This is a genomic window from Ruegeria sp. HKCCD7296, assembly GCF_013110775.1.
Classification (GTDB): domain Bacteria; phylum Pseudomonadota; class Alphaproteobacteria; order Rhodobacterales; family Rhodobacteraceae; genus Ruegeria.
The window spans coordinates 221,711-241,192 of record NZ_WVRF01000005.1; the positions used below are offsets into that span (position 1 = coordinate 221,711).

The following is a 19,482-nucleotide window of genomic DNA, read 5'->3' on the forward strand; positions in this document are numbered from 1 at the left end:
CTCTTTGTGTTTTGTTGCCGACCGTTTTATCCGCTGAGGGCAAAGGCGCAAGCCGTTCGGCCATCAAACAAGATTGCCGATTGAAACAGGACACGGCGAAAACCTGCCGAATAAGGAGGCGATATGCGCACCGTCATATTCGATTTGGACGGCACATTGGCGGACACGTCAGGCGATTTGCTGGCCGCAGCGAACCATTGTTTTCGCGAAATGGGGCACGGCGATGTGCTGGTCCATGGACAGGATGCTGGTATAGCGCTGCGCGGTGGCCGCATGATGTTGACCCACGGTTTAAAACGCGTGGGTGCCTTTGATGAGAATACGGTCCACGCCTATTACCCGGTTCTGCTTGAAGCCTATGCGCAGGACATCGACACCCACACCAGTTTTTATCCCGGCGCGTTGCAAGCGGTCGAGATGCTGAGCAAGGCGGGGTACGGTGTTGGCATTTGCACCAACAAACCTGAACATCTGGCCGAATTGTTGCTGAACCGCATGGGTGTACGAGACCGCTTTGCCTCATTGGTCGGTGCCGACACGCTGCCGGTGCGCAAACCTGATCCGGCGCCACTCCGCGAAGCTGCGCGTCGCGCCGGGGGCGACCCTGATTGGTGCGTGCTGATCGGAGACTCGGATACAGACCGCAACACCGCCAAAGCCGCAGGGGTTCCATCTGTTTTGGTGACATTCGGACCGTCAGGGGATGACATGGCGGCATTGGAACCCGAAGCCCTGTTGCACCACTTCGACGATTTGCCGGACCTCGTGCCCGATCTGATAGGTGCGGCAGCCTGAAACCTTGACCGGACTCACTCGGAGCCCCAGAAAAAGACCATGACCGAAACATTTACTGGCAATTTCACGCAGCAGGAACCCCTTCCCGAGGACGCGATAGAGGCGGCTCTGGCCGTTCTGCGCCACGGGCGTCTGCATCGCTATAACGTGGCGGCGGGCGAATTGGGGGAAACGGCTCTGCTGGAGCAGGAATTTGCGGCGCAGATGGGGGCGAAATACTGTCTGGCTGTGTCATCTGGCGGATATGCTCTGGCCACCGCCCTTCGCGCGGTTGGAGTTCAGCCCGGTGATCCTGTCCTGACCAACGCCTTCACGTTGGCCCCGGTGCCGGGGTCGATTGCTTCGGTTGGGGGGCGGGCCATCTTTGTGGGCGTGACCGAGAATCTTACCATCGATTTGGATGATCTTGAGCGCAAACTGGATCAGGCGCGCGTGCTCATGCTCAGCCATATGCGGGGCCACCTGTGCGACATGGACCGACTGATGCAGATGTGCGATGCCGCCGGGGTGATCGTGATCGAAGACTGCGCGCATACTATGGGTGCAGCCTGGCGGGGCCAGTTGTCAGGGCGGCAGGGCGTGATCGGCTGTTATTCGTGCCAGACTTACAAGCACGTGAATTCGGGCGAGGGCGGTTTGCTTGTCACCGATGACGAGGAGTTGGCGGCCAAAGCCACAATGCTGTCGGGATCCTACATGCTGTATGAGCGCCATCTGGCCGCACCGGGGCCCGAGGTGTTCGAGCGGATCAAATACACGACGCCGAATGTCTCTGGCCGGATGGACAATTTGCGTGCTGCAATTCTTCGCCCGCAATTGCGCGATCTGGACCGTCAGGTGGAGCGTTGGAATGAGCGCTATCGCGAGATCGAAACCGGTTTGCGCGGAACGCCGGGCCTGACCATAGTTGAGCGGCCCGAGGAGGAAACCTATGTCGGATCTTCGATCCAGTTTCTGCTGCTGGACTGGTCGTCCGAGGGGGTTGCCGACGTGATCAGCCGTTGTGCGGCGCGAGGGGTCGAGTTGAAATGGTTCGGAGGGGCCGAGCCAACCGGGTTCACATCACGCTATGACAGTTGGCGTTATTTCGACAGTGAGCGTATGCCAGAAAGCGATCGTGTTCTGGCTGGCGTCATGGACATGCGTGTACCCCTGACGTTTTCACTGGAAGATTGCCAGATGATTGCGCGGATAATCCGGACCGAGGTGGGCGCGGTCTATCTGTCGTAACCATGCGGAGTGCGCCTGCGGCGCACGCTCAATCTTTTGCAACGCCGCCCTTGTTGGGCGGCGTTTTGCTTTGGGGTGCTCACAAAGATTGACCGGGCACGAATTCGCTGATACTGATTTATTGAACACTTGTTCATTAACGCGGAGGGAGGACGCAGATGTTCATGGCCACGATGAAGTTCGATCTGGGTGAGGATGTGAATGCCCTGCGCGAAATGGTGCATCGCTGGGCGCAGGAACGGGTCAAGCCCATGGCGGCTGAGATTGACCTGAACAACGCTTTTCCGAATGAGTTGTGGAAAGAGATGGGCGAACTTGGCCTTTTGGGCGTCACCGTGCCCGAAGAATATGGCGGTGCAGGTATGTCCTATCTGGCGCATACGATCGCGGTCGAAGAAGTCGCGCGTGCCTCGGCATCGGTTTCCCTGTCATACGGGGCGCATTCGAACCTCTGCGTGAACCAGATCAAGCTGAACGGCAGTGAGGAGCAGAAGCAGAAATACCTGCCGCGCCTGATCTCGGGTGAGCATGTCGGCGCGCTGGCCATGTCGGAACCGTCAGCTGGATCGGACGTTGTGTCGATGAAGTTGCGGGCGGAGAAGCGGAACGATCATTACCGTTTGAATGGCAATAAATACTGGATCACCAACGGACCGGACGCGGATACACTGGTGGTCTATGCGAAGACAGATCCGGATGCCGGGTCAAAGGGGATCACGGCCTTTCTGATTGAGAAAGAAATGAAAGGGTTCTCGACCTCACCTCATTTCGACAAGCTGGGGATGCGCGGGTCGAACACGGCTGAACTAATCTTTGAAGACGTCGAGGTTCCATTCGAGAACGTGTTGGGCGAAGAGGGGCGTGGCGTGGCCGTGCTCATGTCGGGGCTGGACTATGAACGTGTGGTTCTAGCCGGGATCGGCACCGGCATCATGGCCGCCTGTCTGGACGAAGTGATGCCCTATCTGGCCGAGCGCAAACAGTTCGGCAAACCCATCGGAAGCTTCCAGCTGATGCAGGGCAAGATCGCCGACATGTACACGGCGATGAACTCGGCTCGGGCTTATGTTTATGAGGTCGCCAAGGCCTGTGATCGGGGCGACGTGACGCGTCAGGACGCGGCGGCGTGCTGTCTGTATGCCTCTGAACAGGCGATGGTGCAGGCGCATCAGGCGGTTCAGGCGCTGGGCGGGGCCGGGTTCTTGTCGGATTCGCCGGTCAGCCGGATTTTCCGGGATGCCAAGCTGATGGAGATCGGCGCTGGCACTAGCGAGATTCGCCGGATGCTGATCGGCCGTGAAATGATGAGCGAAATGCTATGAGAAAAGACGCCCCGCAGACGAGGTCACTGCGGGGCGCTTTTGAGATGGGATTAGAATTTATGGACGTAGGAAATGCCGACCAGGAACGGATTGATTTCTGCGGTGCCGATATTGGTACCGTTCAGCGATACGTCCGAGTCGATGTCGAACCAGCGTACGTTCAAACGGACTGCGCCGTTATCGCTGACCATGTAGTCCAAACCGGCCTGCAGCGATACACCGAAGGAGTCATCGACCTTGAGATTGCCCAAAGCGGTCTGTTCATCGAAGAAGATGGTATAGTTCAGACCGGCACCCACATAGGGTTTCCAAGCGCTGTTGGTCGGGAAGTGGTAGTTCAACGACAGTGTGGGCGGCAGGTGCTTGACTGTGGCCGCATCAACACCGCCAAGGGCGATGGTGTGTTTGAACGGAGTTGCAGCCAGCAGTTCGATGCCCAGTTTGTCACGGATGAAATATTCAGCGGTGAAGATCGGGCGTGTATCTGCGTCAATCGTCGCAGGTGCGCCAGCAATCGTGCCGTTGTCGGATTTCGGGTCCAAATAACCCACACCGACGCCGACGGTCCAGTCACCTTGCGATTGAGCAAACGCAGGGGCGGCCATCGCAACCAGCGCGGTGGACAGGGTCAATGCGGCGAGTTTCTTGGTCATATTCTTGCCTTTGGTTCTGTTGATGGGACTGGAGTCGCAGACTGGCGTCCGGGTCGCCCTGATCTGCATCAAATTCCGGTGACTGCGGGACCGCATGAAATCTGGTTAAGTGTAAGAGAAACAAGGGAGTTTCACGGTGCTAAACGCTGAGCGCATACCGGGTTTGCGCCCAGGGGGTAGCTGGGACGTGCTTGAGCGATTGAACATGGCACAGCAATGCTTGCGCCATACCGAAGATCAGGTGGCGTTGATTGATTTGACCGGTGCGGATGCACGCCAAGTCACCTGCGGACAGCTGGCTAATATGTCGGATGATCTGTCCCGCGCCCTGCTGCGCCGTGTGCAGCCCGGAGACCGCGTCGGCGTGCTGCTGGGCCAGTCCGCCTGGTGCGCCGCAGCCCATCTGGCCATCTGGAAGATCGGAGCGATCTCTGTCCCGCTGTTTAAATTGTTCAAGCAGGATGCCCTGAGGTCGCGGGTCGGAGATGCAGGCGCCAAAATTGTGCTGACCGATGCCGAAGGGGCTGCACTGCTGGGCGATTTGGCCGAAGCTCTGATTGCATCAGAAATTGGTGAGGCTGGCGCACCCGTTCCATTCGCCGACACCGGTCCCGAGGACCCAGCGGTGCTGATCTATACCTCAGGTACCACAGGAAGCCCAAAGGGCGCGCTGCATGGGCATCGTGTGCTGACCGGGCATTTGCCGGGTGTCTCGATCAGTCATAACCATTTGCGTGAGGGCGATTGCCTGTGGACACCGGCGGATTGGGCATGGATCGGCGGTTTGTTCGATGTGCTAATGCCGGGCCTGGCGCTTGGTATTCCCGTGGTCGCGGCGCGGCTTGAGAAATTCACGCCCGAAGCCTGCGCCGATATTGTCGCGCGCGGCGGAGTGCGCAACGTGTTCTTCCCACCCACGGCCTTGCGAATGCTGAAAGCGGCAGATCAGAGTATTCCCGGCCTGCGCTCGGTCGCGTCCGGGGGCGAGCCCTTGGGGGTCGAGATGCTGGCCTGGGGGCAAAAAGCGTTTGGTCTGACGATCAACGAGTTCTACGGCCAGACCGAATGCAATATGGTGGTGTCCTCTTGCGCCGAGGATTTCCCAGTGCAGCCCGGTTGTATCGGCAAACCCGTGCCGGGGCATGACGTGGCGGTGATCGACGAAGACGGCAATCCGACGACCGAGGAAGGCGACGTGGCGATCCGGCGCGGGTCCGCCTCGATGCTGCTGGAATATTGGAAACGGCCCGAGGCGACGGCTGAGAAATTCCGGGGCGATTGGTTGATCACCGGAGATCGAGGCGTTTGGGAGGGTGAGTTCCTGCGCTTTGTTGGTCGCGACGACGACGTGATTACCTCAGCCGGATACCGCATCGGCCCTGCCGAGATCGAGGATTGCCTGCTGACCCATCCCGCGGTGGCGACAGTAGGTGTGGTCGGCAAGCCCGACCCGCTGCGGACCGAGATCGTCAAGGCGTATGTGGTGCTGAAACCGGGGGCTCAGGCTGCAGAGCGTGAGTTGCAGGATTGGGTCAAAGACCGTTTGGCGCATTACTCTTATCCGCGCGAAGTGGCGTTTCTGGAGGAATTGCCGATGACGGTGACGGGGAAGGTGATCCGGAAAGAGTTGAAGGCTCGGGCGGCGGGGGAGACCGACAATGAATAAGATTTTGCGGCGTCTGTCAGGGTTAAAGTACCCCAAATATGGGGTGCCGCAGCCCTTAAGTGTTTTGAACACTAGGGTTGGCAGTGAGGAGTACGAGCCAGCTGTAAGGTGTGGCAACTGCGAAGCTTGGCTGCGCGTTAAGTCCAAGAATGGGGTTTTTCATTTCTTACTATTGTTTTTTCTGATGACGCTGCCTTTGCCTTTCTTGGCACTGGATGAGATTAGTATCAATTTGAACAACCCTGAAGGGCTGTTCAATTGGCCCCTCTCGTCTTCTGCAAAGAGCGTAACCTTCTACATAATTTACTTCGCAGTGGTGGTCTTGCCCATAAGTAATCGGGCATTGAAGGTGGATATCTAAAAATGAAACTCACATCAAAAGCCATGCCCGCCTCCGAGGGCTTCAAAGCAAACCGCGCCGCTCATCTCGACGCGCTGGCCCAAATCTCAGCTGCTGCCGAAGCGGCCCGGATGGGCGGGGGCGAGAAATCCCGCGCGCGGCATGAATCACGGGGCAAAATGCTGCCGCGGCGCAGGGTCGCGAACCTGTTGGACGCGGGCTCTCCGTTTCTGGAAATCGGCGCGACGGCGGCGCATGGGATGTATGGCGATGCCGCACCTTGTGCCGGGGTGATTGCCGGGATCGGTCGTGTGCAGGGCCGGGAGGTTATGGTGGTCTGCAACGACGCTACCGTAAAGGGCGGCACATATTACCCGCTGTCAGTCAAGAAACATCTGCGCGCTCAGGAGATTGCCGAGGAAAACCATCTGCCCTGCATCTATCTGGTCGATAGCGGCGGTGCGAACCTGCCCAATCAGGATGAGGTTTTTCCCGACCGCGACCATTTTGGCCGCATCTTTTATAATCAGGCGCGGATGAGCGCCAAAGGCATTGCTCAGATCGCGGTGGTAATGGGGTCGTGTACGGCGGGCGGGGCTTATGTGCCCGCGATGTCTGATGTGACGATCATCGTGAAAGAGCAGGGCACCATTTTTTTGGCCGGACCACCTCTGGTTAAGGCCGCGACGGGCGAGGTCGTCAGTGCCGAGGAATTGGGTGGGGGAGACGTCCACACCCGCTTGTCCGGCGTGGCGGATTATCTGGCCGAGGATGACGCCCACGCGCTTGCGTTGGCCCGGCGCGCGGTTGGGTCGTTGGGCGGTGCCGAACTTAAGCGTGGCCTACAGTTTGAAACGTCGGAGGAACCTGCGTACGACCCTGAGGAAATTCTTGGCGTCGTCCCTGCTGATCTGCGCACGCCCTATGATATCCGCGAGGTGATTGCACGTTTGGTCGATGGCTCTCGGTTCGATGAGTTCAAACCGCGCTTTGGCGACACGCTGGTAACTGGATTTGCCCATGTCAAAGGGTGTCCGGTCGGGATCATTGCCAACAACGGCGTTTTGTTTTCTGAGGCCGCCCAGAAGGGCGCGCACTTTGTCGAGTTGTGTTCGCAGCGCAAGACGCCGCTTGTGTTCCTGCAGAACATCACCGGCTTCATGGTGGGGCGGAAATACGAAAACGAAGGTATCGCCCGGCACGGGGCCAAGATGGTGACTGCGGTGGCGACGACCTCGGTGCCGAAGGTCACGATGCTGGTGGGCGGCTCGTTCGGGGCCGGGAACTATGGCATGGCTGGTCGGGCCTATCAGCCAAGGTTCTTGTGGACATGGCCAAACTCGCGCATTTCGGTGATGGGCGGTGAGCAGGCGGCGGGCGTTCTGGCCACCGTCAAACGTGACGGGATCGAACGGCAGGGCGGCACTTGGTCGGCTGAGGAAGAGGCCGAGTTTAAACGCCCAACGCTGGAGATGTTCGAAGAGCAGTCCCACCCGCTCTATGCCTCGGCGAGGCTATGGGATGACGGCATCATCGATCCGCGCAAGTCGCGCGACGTTCTGGCCCTGTCGCTGAGCGCGGCGCTGAATGCACCGATTGAGGAGACACGTTTCGGCGTGTTCAGGATGTGAGATGAGCGTTTGTGTGAATGATGTCGCGGCGCGCTATCCAGGCGCGCAAACCTTCAAGTTTGGCGACAATGCTGAATTGAGCGCTGAGCTGTTGTCTCTGGTGCGAACGGGTCGGAAAACGGCGACTTGCGGAGCTTCGCGTGACTATCCCGAAGACAGCCCGGCGAAGCCTGTCGTGGGGCGGCGTGATATCGCACTGGAATGGGATGATCGCCCGGCATTGGTGATCGAAACGGTCGACGTGGCGATCTGTCGGTATTGCGACGTGACCGAAGATTTTGCGTTGGCCGAAGGCGAAAATGAGACCCTTGAAGGGTGGCGTGAGCACCACCGCCAGTATTTTGAGCGCAATGGCGGGTTTGATCCCAAGATGGAATTGCTCTGCGAACGGTTCCGCCTCATCGAAGATCTAGCGGCTGAGGAGTAAACTATGTTCAACAAAATCCTGATTGCCAACCGGGGTGAGATAGCCTGCCGCGTTATGGAAACCGCTCAGAAGATAGGCGTGTCCTGCGTTGCGGTGTATTCGGACGCGGACGCCTCGGCTAAGCATGTGCAGATGGCGGATCAAGCTGTTCATATCGGTGGTGCGGCCCCTGCCGAGAGTTATCTGAAGGGCGATGTGATCATTCAGGCCGCGTTGGATACTGGTGCGCAGGCGATCCATCCCGGCTATGGGTTTCTGTCCGAAAACCCTGATTTCGTGGATGCGGTTGAGGCTGCGGGGTTGGTTTTCATTGGCCCGTCGGCTGAGGCGATCCGCAAGATGGGCCTGAAAGATGCCGCCAAGGTTCTTATGGAGCAGGCCGGAGTTCCGGTGGTCCCAGGCTATCACGGTGACAATCAGGATGCCGAGCATCTGGCGGGCGCAGCGGATACCATAGGCTATCCGGTTCTTATCAAGGCCGTGGCAGGCGGTGGCGGCAAGGGCATGCGGCTTGTCGAACGGCCCGAGGATTTTGCCGCAGCGCTGGACAGCGCCCGCGGTGAGGCCAAGACCGCGTTCGGCAATGATGCGGTGCTGGTCGAGAAGTTCGTCGCCAAGCCGCGCCATATTGAGGTGCAGGTTTTTGGCGATGGCACCCATGCGGTGCATTTGTTCGAACGCGATTGCTCTTTGCAGCGGCGACATCAGAAGGTGATCGAAGAGGCTCCGGCCCCCGGCATGACGCCTGAGATGCGCGCGGCTATGGGGCAGGCTGGCGTGCGTGCCGCCGAGGCGATTGGCTACAAAGGCGCGGGCACGGTTGAGTTCATTGTGGACGCCTCGGACGGGCTGCGCCCAGACAGGTTCTGGTTCATGGAGATGAACACACGCTTGCAGGTGGAACACCCTGTGACCGAAGCGATCACCGGTGTCGATCTTGTCGAATGGCAATTGCGTGTCGCGGCGGGTGAAAGCTTGCCGAAGCAGCAGGAAGACCTGTATATTCAAGGGCATGCCTTCGAGGCACGGCTTTATGCGGAAGATGTTCCGAAAGGGTTCCTGCCTGCGACGGGTACGCTGACGCATCTGGATTTCCCTGCCAATTGCCGCGCCGACAGTGGCGTGCGGGCAGGGGATACGATCAGCCCATGGTATGACCCGATGATTGCCAAAGTGGTTGTGCACGGGCCGACCCGCTCTGTCGCACTTGAGACGTTGCACCGGGTTTTACAAACAACCAAAGTGGCGGGCACCGTAACAAACCTGGCTTTCCTGGGGGCGTTGACCCGTCATGCGGGGTTTGCCTCGGGCGATGTGGATACGGGTCTGATCGGGCGGGACCTTGAGACATTGGTTCAGGAAGCAGAACCTTCGGTCGTGGCAGTCGTTGCAGCAGCGATGACAGCCTTGGACGTGGTGAATGTCGCGCCTGAAACCGGGTTCTCTCTTTGGGCTCCGTTGCATCGCGCCGTGCAACTCTCCGCTGAGGGCGAAACCTTGGATCTGGATGTGCAAGTCGACGGGCCGGATCGACAGATTTGGCAAATGGGAGAGGATCGCGTCTTGGCCGAGCGGACCTCGGATCGCTGGACACTGAACGGTGCGCCGATGCCAGACGTTTCTGTAAGTGGGTCGACCCTGACCGTGTTTAAGGATTATGGCCGCAGCTTTGATCTGATCGACCCGCTTGATCGGGATGCCAGTGCTACGGGCGATACCAATGTGATCGAGGCGCCGATGCCAGGTCTGGTCAAAGCGGTCTTTGCGACAGCGGGTCAGGCCGTGCAAGAGGGTGATCGCTTGGCCATTCTTGAGGCGATGAAGATGGAGCATTCCCTGCTGGCGGCGCGCGATGGCGTTGTGGCCGAGGTGCTGGTCGAAGATGGTGCTCAAGTCGAAGCCGGGGCAGCCTTGGTGCGGTTGGAGGAAGAGTGATCTGTACCCGCGTCGCCACACGTGGCACGGTCAGATCATCCGTTTTGAAAACAAAAAGCAGCCAGAAGGGGCACAGACATGGGTGATCAGGTCGAGATTTATGAAGTTGGGCCGCGCGATGGGCTGCAGAACGAAAAGCGTGAGATACCTGTTGCCGACAAAGTGGCACTGATCGACTGCCTCAGCCGTGCCGGGTTCCGTCGGATTGAAGTCGCAAGTTTTGTGTCACCAAAATGGGTGCCGCAGATGGCCGGGTCAGCACAAGTTCTGGCCGGGATCAACCGCGCGGATGGTGTCCGCTACGCGGCGCTAACGCCCAATATGCGTGGGTATGAGGATGCGCTGGCGGCCAAGGCAGACGAGATTGCCGTGTTTGCCTCGGCGTCCGAGGGGTTTTCCAAGGCCAATGTCAACGCGTCAATCGCGGAATCGATTGAGCGGTTCGTTCCGATTCTGGAAGCAGCGCGCCATATCGACCTGCCGGTACGCGGTTATGTCTCATGTGTGACCGATTGCCCGTATGACGGCCCAACCCCGCCCGAGAAAGTGGCCGAGGTTGCAGACCGGTTGTTTGCGCTGGGCTGCTACGAGGTCTCGTTAGGTGATACGATCGGGCAGGGAACGCCAGACAAGGTCGCACATATGCTTTTGGCGGTGCGCGAAAGGGTTCCCGTGACGCGGCTGGCGGGGCATTTCCACGACACCAATGGACGCGCAATTGACAATATCGATGCGGCGCTGGCGCTGGGCGTGCGTGTGTTCGACGCAGCCGTAGGCGGGTTGGGCGGTTGCCCCTATGCGCCGGGGGCCGAAGGCAATGTGGCCACTGAAGCCGTCGCCGAGCATTTGCAACGACTAGGATATGAAACGGGGCTGGACCTCGATGTGATTGAAGAAGCCGCGCGGATGGCAAAGGCACTAAGGGGCTGAAATGTTTGAAACACTCGCGATCTCGACCGATTCACGAGGGATAGCCACTCTGACCCTGAGCCGGGCAGAAAAGCACAACGCTTTGTCTGGTCAGATGATCACCGAGCTGACCCAGGCCGCAGAGCAATTGGGGCAGGACGATACCGTTCGGGTCGTTGTTCTGGCCGCAGCCGGAAAGAGCTTTTGCGCAGGTGGCGATCTGGGTTGGATGCAGGATCAGATGGCGGCGGATAAAGCGACCCGTTTCACCGAGGCCCGCAAGCTGGCTGAGATGCTGCAAGCTTTGAACACACTGCACAAGCCTTTGATCGGCGCGCTACAGGGTAACGCCTTTGGCGGCGGTGTTGGGATGGCTGCTGTCTGCGACATCGCAATAGGGGTGGACAGCCTCAAGATGGGTCTGACTGAAACCCGGCTGGGCCTGATCCCTGCCACCATCGGGCCTTACGTCATCGCCCGTATGGGCGAAGCGCGTGCGCGCAGAGTGTTTATGTCGGCCCGATTGTTCGATGCTGCAGAAGCTGTTGAGCTGGGCTTGCTGGCAAAGACGGTGTCCGCGGAACAGCTTGCGGATGCGATAGAGGACGAAATTCGCCCCTATCTGTCATGCGCGCCCGGCGCGGTTGCCTCGGCCAAAGAGCTGATCAGAACTCTGGGCCCGCGCATTGATGACGCTGTGATAGACCAGACCATTGGGGAACTGGTTGAACGCTGGGAAACGGAAGAGGCGCGTGAAGGAATTGCGGCGTTCTTCGAAAAACGAAAACCTGCATGGAATAAGTAGGTTTAACAAAGAACCGCTTGGCCTTGGCAAGAAACCCCACTGCGATTCTATGCCGCGCTGTCAAGCGCATGTTTGATGTCGTGGGGCACTGTGTTCGGTTGACCCCCTGACCCCGCAGGGATAGAGAATGTCCAGTCAACACGCCAATTGACGGCGCACCCTTTTGGGATATGCGCAGGAAAGGAGCTATTCGTGGAAGACCTGCTGCGGGAGTACCTCCCGATTCTGGTGTTTCTGGCCGTTGCCGTTGGCCTTGGGATCGTCCTGATTCTGGCTGCTGTGGTTCTGGCCGTCCGCAATCCAGACCCCGAAAAGGTCAGCGCATATGAATGTGGTTTCAATGCCTTCGACGATGCGCGGATGAAATTCGATGTCCGGTTCTATCTGGTGTCGATTCTTTTCATCATCTTCGATCTTGAAATCGCCTTCCTGTTCCCTTGGGCCGTCGGCTTCAAGGACATCAGCGATGTCGGATTTTGGTCGATGATGGTGTTCCTTGGTGTTCTGACCATCGGCTTTGCCTATGAGTGGAAGAAGGGGGCCTTGGAATGGGAGTGATGACGGGTGCAAACATTGCTGGCGTCGACAAAGAAGTCGCCACCCAGGCCCTGAACGCTGAGCTGCAGGATAAGGGCTTCTTGCTGACCTCGACCGAGGACATCATCAACTGGGCGCGCACCGGGTCGCTGCATTGGATGACCTTTGGTCTGGCCTGCTGCGCGGTTGAAATGATGCATACCTCGATGCCCCGTTATGATGCGGAACGGTTTGGTATCGCGCCGCGTGCGTCCCCACGCCAGTCAGACGTGATGATCGTGGCAGGCACGCTGACCAACAAGATGGCCCCGGCGCTTCGTAAAGTTTACGACCAGATGCCCGAGCCGCGTTATGTGATCTCGATGGGATCCTGCGCCAATGGCGGTGGCTATTATCACTACTCTTACTCGGTCGTACGTGGCTGTGACCGGGTTGTGCCTGTAGACATTTACGTGCCGGGCTGCCCTCCGACCGCTGAGGCGTTGCTGTATGGTCTGATGCAACTGCAACGCAAAATCCGCCGTACCGGCACCATCGTCCGCTGAGGAGAGAGTTGATGAGCGAAGCACTCAAAGAACTCGGCGCACAGCTGGAGCTGAAGCGGGCCGATTGCGTCTTGTCCTGGGATGTCACCCATGGAGAGCTGAATGTCGATGTGGCGCCGTCAAACCTGGTTGAATTTATCGAATTTCTGAAAAGCGACCGGTCTTGCCAGTTTTCAACCCTGGTGGACATCACCGGTGTCGATTATCCCGAACGCGCCAAGCGGTTCGATGTGGTCTATCACTTCCTGTCGATGTACCAGAATCAACGCATCCGCCTGCGGGTTTCGATCCGCGAGGAGGACATGGTGCCCTCGATCGTCGATGTTCACCCCTCGGCCAATTGGTTCGAGCGCGAGGTGTTCGACATGTTTGGCATCCTGTTCTCGGGTCACCCGGATCTGCGGCGTATCCTTACAGACTATGGTTTCCGCGGCTATCCGCTGCGCAAGGACTTTCCGACCACCGGATATACCGAGGTTCGCTATGACGAGGCGCAAAAACGCGTGGTCTACGAACCCGTCAGTCTGGTGCAGGAATACCGACAATTCGATTTTATGTCCCCATGGGAAGGTGCGAACTACATCCTGCCGGGGGATGAGAAGCAAGAGACGTAACAAAAAACGTCTCAACCCGAAGGAAGGCAACAAGGCTGCAATGATTGGAGCGACGCTGACATGATGGGTGAATTGATCGCATTGGGCGTAATGGGTGCCCTATTGGCAGCCGCGGCAGAAAAAGCGGCTGATGCCGAAAAGGTCCGGGTGCGGGCCGAGGCGAAAAAGAAGAAACGAGGGCGTTGATGGACGGCTCAAGATACGATGACGGCAGCACGGACGCGCTGAGCGGAGAACAGAAGATCCGCAACTTCAACATCAACTTCGGCCCGCAACACCCTGCGGCGCACGGGGTTCTGCGTCTGGTTCTCGAGCTCGACGGCGAGATCGTCGAGCGATGCGATCCGCATATCGGCCTGCTGCACCGTGGCACCGAAAAGCTGATGGAAAGTCGGACATATCTGCAGAACCTGCCGTATTTCGACCGTCTGGATTATGTGGCGCCGATGAACCAGGAACATGCCTGGTGTTTGGCCATCGAAAAGCTGACCGGTGTCGAAGTACCGCGTCGGGGTTCGCTGATCCGGGTTTTGTATTCCGAAATCGGGCGCATCCTGAATCACCTGCTGAATGTGACCACGCAGGCAATGGATGTAGGTGCTCTGACCCCGCCGCTCTGGGGCTTTGAAGAGCGCGAAAAGCTGATGGTGTTCTATGAGCGCGCCTGTGGAGCCCGCCTGCACGCCGCCTATTTCCGCCCTGGCGGTGTCCATCAGGACCTGCCGCCGGAACTGCTGGACGATATCGAGGCGTGGAGCCACGAGTTCCCCGCCGTTCTGGACGACATTGACGGATTGCTGACCGAAAACCGCATCTTCAAACAGCGCAACGCTGATATTGGCGTTGTGACCGAGGATGACATCCAGAAATACGGCTTCTCGGGCGTGATGGTCCGTGGGTCCGGTCTGGCTTGGGACTTGCGCCGTGCGCAGCCCTACGAATGCTATAACGAATTCGAATTCCAGATCCCCGTCGGTAAAAATGGCGACTGCTATGACCGTTATCTCTGCCGCATGGAAGAGATGCGCCAGTCGCTGTTGATCATCCGTCAGGCTATCGCCAAGATTCGTGAATGCCCGGGTGACGTTCTGGCCCGTGGCAAGATCACCCCGCCGAAACGGTCAGACATGAAGACCTCGATGGAGAGCCTGATCCATCACTTCAAACTGTATACCGAAGGCTTCCATGTCCCCGCAGGCGAGGTCTATGCCGCGGTCGAGGCCCCCAAGGGCGAATTCGGCGTCTATCTGGTCGCCGACGGCACCAATAAGCCTTACAGGGCCAAGCTGCGCGCGCCGGGCTTCCTGCACCTGCAAGCCATGGACCACGTTGCCGGAGGTCACCAATTAGCTGACGTCGCCGCCATCATCGGCACCATGGATGTAGTGTTTGGGGAGATTGATCGCTAATGGATTGGCTTACAAATAATGCCGAAGAAATCAGGTTAATCTCAACTGTTCTCGGTATCGTAGCGGCACTTTTTGGGTTCTATAAGTTCTACCTGCAAAGGGTTGAACAATCCCAGAAATTAGATGCGGAACGGCGTCAGCAGACGGTAAGCAGTTGGCGCAAGGCAAAACTCCAAGAGATTATGACTCAATCGGATAATTTACTTTCGATAGGTCAACTCACCGAAAAGCTTAAAGCATCAGCATTTGATGTAGAATTCGATATTGAGAAAGATGACTTGAAAGAACAGACTGTGCGCTTGCTGGTCTTGGAACTGGTCCGAGATGGTATTCTGGTCCAATTCCTAAAGGATATCTATGGACTCAAATTGCTACCGTACAATCCAGCCGCGCAGTTGACTGCAGATCAAGTCAAGGGAAACCAGGCTTTGCGCGCAGCGTTTGCGAAAATAGTTGACTTTCCGGGCAGATATGACAGTGCCCGATTGTTCGACGAAGTCGGCGTGGAGGCGGGGTTGTCCAAAGCGGACTTTTTGCTGGCGATAAGCGACTTTGAGAGAATGAATCTAGCTAGCAAAAATGCTGAGGGTTTTTGGTCACCCAATTCAAGCTCTTCGGTACCGAATTAGTGCATAGCGAAGTTACAGAGAGAACATGAGATAGCCGAGATGCTCCGTCGCCTCCATTCAGATCAACCCGAAAGCTTCGCTTTTACCGCTGCCAACCAGCAATGGGCCGAAGCTCAGATCACCAAATACCCCGAAGGCCGTCAGGCCAGCGCGGTCATCCCGCTGCTTTGGCGCGCGCAAGAGCAGGAGGGCTGGCTAAGCCGTCCGGCGATTGAATCTGTTGCCGACATGCTGGGCATGGCCTATATCCGCGTGCTCGAGGTCGCTTCGTTCTATTTCATGTTCCAACTGCAACCGGTTGGGTCTGTTGCACATATTCAGGTCTGCGGCACGACCTCCTGCATGATATGCGGGGCCGAGGATCTGATTGCGGTGTGCAAGGAAAAGATCGCAGCCAAGCCGCATGAGCTGTCTGCCGATGGCAAGTTGAGTTGGGAAGAAGTCGAATGCCTCGGCTCCTGCACCAACGCTCCGATGGCCCAGATCGGCAAGGATTACTACGAAGACCTGACGGCTGAGAGTTTTGGCAGGATCATCGACGATCTGGTCGCTGGCAAGGTGCCGACGCCTGGACCGCAGAATGGGCGCTATGCGGCTGAGCCGTTGAAGGGGCTGAGCAGCTTGTCGGAATATGAAGCTGGAAAGCCGGAACACAACGCAAGCGTTGAGCTGGCGACGGATCTGGGCGACACGATCAAGCGCATCGACGGAACCGAAGTGCCGATCCTGACACCGTGGTTGGGCAAGGATGGCAAGCAGGCCGGCGCGTCGGCGGCTGCCATACCTCCAAAGGCGCCGGAAACACCTAAGCCTGCAGCAAAGCAAGCGGCTGAAGCGAAAGCAAAGGCCGCAGAAGACGTCAAAGAAGCTCAACCCGAGACGCTGACGGCAGCACGGGACGGGAAGCCAGATAATTTGAAGATGCTGAAAGGCGTTGGTCCCAAGCTGGAAGAAACGCTGAATGAGCTGGGTTTCTATCACTACGACCAGATCGCATCCTGGACACCCGAACATGTGGCCTGGGTTGATGCACGCCTGAAGTTCAAGGGCCGGATCGAACGCGACGGCTGGATCGAACAGGCGGCCAAGCTTGCGGCGGGTGAAGAAACCGAATTCGCCAAACGTGCCAAGGAAGACGGCACCTACGAAGACTAAGCGGATGCCCACCCGGGGCATCAGGGAAAGATGGACAAAGATAAGGAACAGGCCATAGCCCGCAAGGGTCGACACATCGGAGTGGTCATCGCCGTGACCATGCTGATCTGGCTTGCCATGAACCTGTTCATCGGCCCCGCGCTGGGTTTGACCACCCGGCACGCTCTGCTGTTTGATCTCGCTGCTTTGGCGGGTTTCATCTATGCGGGCATCAACATTTTTCAACTCTGGCGCATGCGTCAGGACAGCTGAAGGTAACACGCGATGCTGAAGGATCAGGACCGGATCTTTACCAACATCTACGGGATGCATGAGCGCACGCTGAAAGGCGCGCAGGCCCGCGGGCATTGGGACGGCACTGCTGGCCTGATCGAAAAGGGCCGTGATTGGATCATTCAGACGATGAAAGACTCGGGTTTGCGCGGTCGCGGCGGTGCGGGCTTTCCGACGGGCCTGAAATGGTCGTTCATGCCCAAGGAAAGCGACGGTCGTCCGGCTTATCTGGTGGTGAACGCGGATGAATCCGAGCCCGGCACCTGCAAAGACCGCGAAATCATGCGCCATGACCCGCATACGCTGATCGAAGGCTGTCTGATCGCGTCTTTCGCTATGAACGCGCATACTTGCTACATCTACCTGCGCGGCGAATACATCCGCGAGCGCGAGGCGCTACAGGCCGCGATTGATGAGGCTTATGACGCCGGTCTGCTGGGTAAAAACGCGGCGGGTTCAGGCTGGGATTTCGATCTGTTCCTGCATCACGGTGCGGGCGCCTATATCTGCGGTGAGGAAACCGCGCTGATCGAAAGCCTTGAGGGCAAAAAGGGCATGCCGCGGATGAAACCTCCGTTCCCGGCAGGGGCTGGCCTCTATGGCTGCCCGACCACGGTGAACAACGTGGAATCGATTGCCGTCGTGCCGACCATCCTGCGCCGAGGTGCGGACTGGTTCGCAGGCTTTGGCCGTCAGAACAACGCGGGCACAAAGCTGTTTGCGATCTCGGGCCATGTGAACAACCCTTGCGTCGTGGAAGAGGCGATGTCGATTTCCTTCGAGGACCTGATCGAAACTCATTGCGGTGGCATTCGCGGTGGGTGGGACAACGTGTTGGCGGTTATCCCGGGTGGCTCGTCTGTTCCGTGCGTGCGCGGTGAAAACATGCGCGACGCGATCATGGATTTTGACTACCTGCGCAATGATCTGGGCTCGGGCCTTGGTACGGCTGCGGTGATCGTGATGGACAAGTCGACGGACATCATCAAGGCGATCTGGCGGCTGTCGAAATTCTACAAGCACGAAAGCTGCGGTCAGTGCACGCCATGCCGGGAAGGCACCGGCTGGATGATGCGCGTTATGGATCGTCTGGTGCGCGGCGAGGCCGAGTTGGAAGAGATCGACATGCTGTTTGATGTGACCAAACAGGTCGAAGGCCATACCATCTGTGCTTTGGGTGACGCGGCCGCCTGGCCGATCCAGGGCCTGATCCGCAACTTCCGGGAAGAGATCGAGGACCGCATCAAGGCCCAGAAATCGGGCCGCATGGGTGCGATGGCAGCGGAGTAAACCGAATGGAAGCCTTTGCTGAATATTCACACGCCATAGCATCCGTTGTGTTCTTCACATTGGTCGTTTTGTTTCTGGCCCCGTTTTCCGCGTTGGCCAAGCAGGGCAAGGGCTTGGCACCTGGTGCCACGCCCGAGCAGGATTATGGCGATCAAGCCTATCGTCTGAACCGGGCCTATCTGAACGGGACCGAAACGCTCCCGGCGTTTCTAACCGTTGTTGTGGCGGCAATTTTGCTGGGGGTCAGCCCATTCTGGGTCAACCTTCTGGCGTCGGTCGCATTGGTTGCACGGCTACTTATGCTGGTGGTGCATCTCAGAGGGATCGGCAAGCCGAACAGCGGTCTGCGCTCCGTGCTGTATGTGCTGGGCTGGGCCTGCATGTTTGTGATCGGGCTTATGGCATTGGTGGCGGCGTTTTGATGGCGACATGGCGGAACAAAAAACAATGAGGGAATGTATGAAGGCCCCTAAAACTCTTGTTGTTGTGTTGGCTTTGGCAAGTGTGTCTGCCTGCGGTCTGATCAGACCGTCAGAGGACCGTATTCTGTTCGATGGCAAGGCGTTTCGGACCAAAGCCAAAGCGGTCGACAAAAAGAATTCACCTGCTGAGTTTACTGTTGTCGTCAAAGGTGTATCGGCGTCATTGGACGGTGCGCGCGAAGCTGGACGGCACGAGGGCACAAAGTTCTGCGTCCAGAATTTCGGATCGTCGCGGATCAATTGGAAAGTAGGGCCAGACACAGAACCGCAGCAGCTTACCATTGCCGACGACCAACTCACATTTGCAGGAACTTGCCAACGGCCATGATGACCGGTGTTTTTGCATATCGTGACGTGTCGCGCATGGCGTTATTACCTAGCAGACGCACATACCTTCGTCTTGGACAGTCCAAGACGAAAGGAAAACCCATGTCATTTGCAAAAACAATCGCTCTGGCCGCTTTGATGGCTTTCCCTACCGCAGCAGATGCAAAGCCGCCCTTGAGGGAAGTCAAAGAGATCGACAACGAACTCTACTACATCGCCATCGCAAACGAGATTTCGGAATACTGCCCTTCGATCAGCGGGCGGCGACTGAAGGCGATCAGCGTGATGTGGGGGCTGCGGTCCAAGGCAAACGAATTGGGGTATTCGGATACGGAAATCCGGTCTTACGTGGAATCGGATGCGGAAAAAGACCGGATGCGCGCCAAGGGCGAGGCGTATCTGGCCTCAAATGGCGTGACGTATGAAAACCCCACCACATTCTGCACCCTGGGGCAGAAGGAAATCCAAAGAAACAGCGCCATTGGCGTTTATTTGAGGGCGAACTAGA

The 19,482-nt window shown here is 58.0% G+C and carries 23 protein-coding genes; 22 read left to right on the plus strand and 1 reads right to left on the minus strand.

The window, feature by feature from the left end; all coding sequences use genetic code 11:
• Positions 1–123: 123 nt before the first annotated feature.
• The 3 genes from GS632_RS09675 (at position 124) to GS632_RS09685 (ending at position 3,347) form a co-directional block, all read left to right on the plus strand.
• Entirely contained in the window at positions 124–795 is a 672-nt protein-coding gene (locus GS632_RS09675) for an HAD-IA family hydrolase (protein ID WP_171237278.1), read from the plus strand.
• A 39-nt stretch (positions 796–834) separates the two neighbouring features.
• Positions 835–2,025, plus strand: a complete 1,191-nt coding sequence (locus tag GS632_RS09680; protein WP_171175193.1) for a DegT/DnrJ/EryC1/StrS aminotransferase family protein — start codon at positions 835–837, stop codon at positions 2,023–2,025.
• A gap of 158 nt (positions 2,026–2,183) precedes the next feature.
• Positions 2,184–3,347, plus strand: a complete 1,164-nt coding sequence (locus GS632_RS09685; protein ID WP_171237279.1) for an isovaleryl-CoA dehydrogenase — start codon at positions 2,184–2,186, stop codon at positions 3,345–3,347.
• A 50-nt stretch (positions 3,348–3,397) separates the two neighbouring features.
• Here GS632_RS09685 and GS632_RS09690 read toward each other — a convergent pair whose 3' ends face one another.
• Entirely contained in the window at positions 3,398–4,000 is a 603-nt protein-coding gene (locus GS632_RS09690; protein WP_171721728.1) for an OmpW family protein, read from the minus strand.
• 136 nt (positions 4,001–4,136) lie between these two features.
• Between GS632_RS09690 and GS632_RS09695 the strand changes: the two genes are divergently transcribed.
• The 19 genes from GS632_RS09695 to GS632_RS09780 all read left to right on the plus strand — a co-directional run bounded on the left by GS632_RS09695 (position 4,137) and on the right by GS632_RS09780 (position 19,481).
• Entirely contained in the window at positions 4,137–5,666 is a 1,530-nt protein-coding gene (locus tag GS632_RS09695) for an AMP-binding protein (protein ID WP_171721727.1), read from the plus strand.
• Positions 5,659–6,027 (plus strand): hypothetical protein, encoded by a 369-nt coding sequence (locus GS632_RS09700; RefSeq protein ID WP_171237282.1) that lies wholly within the window; start codon positions 5,659–5,661, stop codon positions 6,025–6,027. The genes GS632_RS09695 and GS632_RS09700 overlap by 8 nt, the downstream gene beginning before the upstream one ends.
• Positions 6,028–6,029: 2 nt before the next feature.
• Positions 6,030–7,637, plus strand: a complete 1,608-nt coding sequence (locus GS632_RS09705; RefSeq protein WP_171237283.1) for a carboxyl transferase domain-containing protein — start codon at positions 6,030–6,032, stop codon at positions 7,635–7,637.
• Between the two features lies 1 nt (position 7,638).
• A complete protein-coding gene (locus GS632_RS09710) occupies positions 7,639–8,064 on the plus strand; it encodes an ASCH domain-containing protein (RefSeq protein WP_171237284.1) in 426 nt (141 codons plus the stop codon).
• Positions 8,065–8,067: 3 nt separating this feature from the next.
• Positions 8,068–9,999 carry an acetyl/propionyl/methylcrotonyl-CoA carboxylase subunit alpha gene (locus GS632_RS09715; RefSeq protein ID WP_171237285.1) on the plus strand — a complete coding sequence of 644 codons (1,932 nt, stop codon included), beginning with the start codon at positions 8,068–8,070 and terminating at the stop codon, positions 9,997–9,999.
• Positions 10,000–10,077: 78 nt separating this feature from the next.
• Entirely contained in the window at positions 10,078–10,929 is an 852-nt protein-coding gene (locus tag GS632_RS09720) for a hydroxymethylglutaryl-CoA lyase (RefSeq protein WP_171237286.1), read from the plus strand.
• A 1-nt stretch (position 10,930) separates the two neighbouring features.
• Positions 10,931–11,713 carry a crotonase/enoyl-CoA hydratase family protein gene (locus GS632_RS09725; protein ID WP_171237287.1) on the plus strand — a complete coding sequence of 261 codons (783 nt, stop codon included), beginning with the start codon at positions 10,931–10,933 and terminating at the stop codon, positions 11,711–11,713.
• 192 nt (positions 11,714–11,905) lie between these two features.
• Positions 11,906–12,271 (plus strand): NADH-quinone oxidoreductase subunit A, encoded by a 366-nt coding sequence (locus GS632_RS09730; RefSeq protein ID WP_050602775.1) that lies wholly within the window; start codon positions 11,906–11,908, stop codon positions 12,269–12,271.
• Positions 12,262–12,795, plus strand: a complete 534-nt coding sequence (locus tag GS632_RS09735) for an NADH-quinone oxidoreductase subunit B family protein (RefSeq protein WP_171175173.1) — start codon at positions 12,262–12,264, stop codon at positions 12,793–12,795. The genes GS632_RS09730 and GS632_RS09735 overlap by 10 nt, the downstream gene beginning before the upstream one ends.
• A gap of 11 nt (positions 12,796–12,806) precedes the next feature.
• Positions 12,807–13,409, plus strand: a complete 603-nt coding sequence (locus GS632_RS09740; protein ID WP_171175171.1) for an NADH-quinone oxidoreductase subunit C — start codon at positions 12,807–12,809, stop codon at positions 13,407–13,409.
• Positions 13,410–13,469: 60 nt separating this feature from the next.
• Positions 13,470–13,595, plus strand: a complete 126-nt coding sequence (locus GS632_RS22260) for a hypothetical protein (RefSeq protein ID WP_256368491.1) — start codon at positions 13,470–13,472, stop codon at positions 13,593–13,595.
• Positions 13,595–14,818 carry an NADH-quinone oxidoreductase subunit D gene (locus tag GS632_RS09745; protein WP_171237288.1) on the plus strand — a complete coding sequence of 408 codons (1,224 nt, stop codon included), beginning with the start codon at positions 13,595–13,597 and terminating at the stop codon, positions 14,816–14,818. Before GS632_RS22260 ends, GS632_RS09745 begins: the two co-directional genes overlap by 1 nt.
• Complete coding sequence (locus GS632_RS09750; protein ID WP_171175167.1) at positions 14,818–15,447, plus strand: hypothetical protein; 630 nt, start codon at positions 14,818–14,820, stop codon at positions 15,445–15,447. Before GS632_RS09745 ends, GS632_RS09750 begins: the two co-directional genes overlap by 1 nt.
• 39 nt (positions 15,448–15,486) lie before the next feature.
• Positions 15,487–16,602 (plus strand): NADH-quinone oxidoreductase subunit NuoE, encoded by a 1,116-nt coding sequence (nuoE, locus tag GS632_RS09755; RefSeq protein ID WP_171237289.1) that lies wholly within the window; start codon positions 15,487–15,489, stop codon positions 16,600–16,602.
• A 30-nt stretch (positions 16,603–16,632) separates the two neighbouring features.
• Entirely contained in the window at positions 16,633–16,854 is a 222-nt protein-coding gene (locus tag GS632_RS09760) for a DUF5337 domain-containing protein (protein ID WP_171092174.1), read from the plus strand.
• A gap of 12 nt (positions 16,855–16,866) precedes the next feature.
• Complete coding sequence (gene nuoF / locus GS632_RS09765; RefSeq protein ID WP_171237290.1) at positions 16,867–18,165, plus strand: NADH-quinone oxidoreductase subunit NuoF; 1,299 nt, start codon at positions 16,867–16,869, stop codon at positions 18,163–18,165.
• 5 nt (positions 18,166–18,170) lie between these two features.
• Positions 18,171–18,587, plus strand: coding sequence for an MAPEG family protein (locus GS632_RS09770; RefSeq protein ID WP_171092171.1), 417 nt, complete (start codon positions 18,171–18,173; stop codon positions 18,585–18,587).
• A 37-nt stretch (positions 18,588–18,624) separates the two neighbouring features.
• Positions 18,625–18,975, plus strand: a complete 351-nt coding sequence (locus GS632_RS09775; RefSeq protein WP_171175163.1) for a hypothetical protein — start codon at positions 18,625–18,627, stop codon at positions 18,973–18,975.
• A 101-nt stretch (positions 18,976–19,076) separates the two neighbouring features.
• Positions 19,077–19,481, plus strand: a complete 405-nt coding sequence (locus GS632_RS09780; protein WP_253284446.1) for a DUF5333 domain-containing protein — start codon at positions 19,077–19,079, stop codon at positions 19,479–19,481.
• Position 19,482 lies beyond the last annotated feature (1 nt).

What these genes read in the sequence shown, in the direction of transcription:
- GS632_RS09675 (WP_171237278.1), top strand. Translation starts at nt 124, where the DNA reads ATGCGCACCGTCATATTCGATTTGGACGGCACATTGGCGGACACGTCA.
- GS632_RS09680 (WP_171175193.1), top strand. Translation starts at nt 835, where the DNA reads ATGACCGAAACATTTACTGGCAATTTCACGCAGCAGGAACCCCTTCCC.
- GS632_RS09685 (WP_171237279.1), top strand. Translation starts at nt 2,184, where the DNA reads ATGTTCATGGCCACGATGAAGTTCGATCTGGGTGAGGATGTGAATGCC.
- GS632_RS09690 (WP_171721728.1), bottom strand. Translation starts at nt 4,000, where the DNA reads ATGACCAAGAAACTCGCCGCATTGACCCTGTCCACCGCGCTGGTTGCG.
- GS632_RS09700 (WP_171237282.1), top strand. Translation starts at nt 5,659, where the DNA reads ATGAATAAGATTTTGCGGCGTCTGTCAGGGTTAAAGTACCCCAAATAT.
- GS632_RS09705 (WP_171237283.1), top strand. Translation starts at nt 6,030, where the DNA reads ATGAAACTCACATCAAAAGCCATGCCCGCCTCCGAGGGCTTCAAAGCA.
- GS632_RS09710 (WP_171237284.1), top strand. Translation starts at nt 7,639, where the DNA reads ATGAGCGTTTGTGTGAATGATGTCGCGGCGCGCTATCCAGGCGCGCAA.
- GS632_RS09715 (WP_171237285.1), top strand. Translation starts at nt 8,068, where the DNA reads ATGTTCAACAAAATCCTGATTGCCAACCGGGGTGAGATAGCCTGCCGC.
- GS632_RS09720 (WP_171237286.1), top strand. Translation starts at nt 10,078, where the DNA reads ATGGGTGATCAGGTCGAGATTTATGAAGTTGGGCCGCGCGATGGGCTG.
- GS632_RS09725 (WP_171237287.1), top strand. Translation starts at nt 10,931, where the DNA reads ATGTTTGAAACACTCGCGATCTCGACCGATTCACGAGGGATAGCCACT.
- GS632_RS09735 (WP_171175173.1), top strand. Translation starts at nt 12,262, where the DNA reads ATGGGAGTGATGACGGGTGCAAACATTGCTGGCGTCGACAAAGAAGTC.
- GS632_RS09740 (WP_171175171.1), top strand. Translation starts at nt 12,807, where the DNA reads ATGAGCGAAGCACTCAAAGAACTCGGCGCACAGCTGGAGCTGAAGCGG.
- GS632_RS22260 (WP_256368491.1), top strand. Translation starts at nt 13,470, where the DNA reads ATGATGGGTGAATTGATCGCATTGGGCGTAATGGGTGCCCTATTGGCA.
- GS632_RS09745 (WP_171237288.1), top strand. Translation starts at nt 13,595, where the DNA reads ATGGACGGCTCAAGATACGATGACGGCAGCACGGACGCGCTGAGCGGA.
- GS632_RS09750 (WP_171175167.1), top strand. Translation starts at nt 14,818, where the DNA reads ATGGATTGGCTTACAAATAATGCCGAAGAAATCAGGTTAATCTCAACT.
- nuoE (WP_171237289.1), top strand. Translation starts at nt 15,487, where the DNA reads ATGCTCCGTCGCCTCCATTCAGATCAACCCGAAAGCTTCGCTTTTACC.
- GS632_RS09760 (WP_171092174.1), top strand. Translation starts at nt 16,633, where the DNA reads ATGGACAAAGATAAGGAACAGGCCATAGCCCGCAAGGGTCGACACATC.
- nuoF (WP_171237290.1), top strand. Translation starts at nt 16,867, where the DNA reads ATGCTGAAGGATCAGGACCGGATCTTTACCAACATCTACGGGATGCAT.
- GS632_RS09770 (WP_171092171.1), top strand. Translation starts at nt 18,171, where the DNA reads ATGGAAGCCTTTGCTGAATATTCACACGCCATAGCATCCGTTGTGTTC.
- GS632_RS09775 (WP_171175163.1), top strand. Translation starts at nt 18,625, where the DNA reads ATGAAGGCCCCTAAAACTCTTGTTGTTGTGTTGGCTTTGGCAAGTGTG.
- GS632_RS09780 (WP_253284446.1), top strand. Translation starts at nt 19,077, where the DNA reads ATGTCATTTGCAAAAACAATCGCTCTGGCCGCTTTGATGGCTTTCCCT.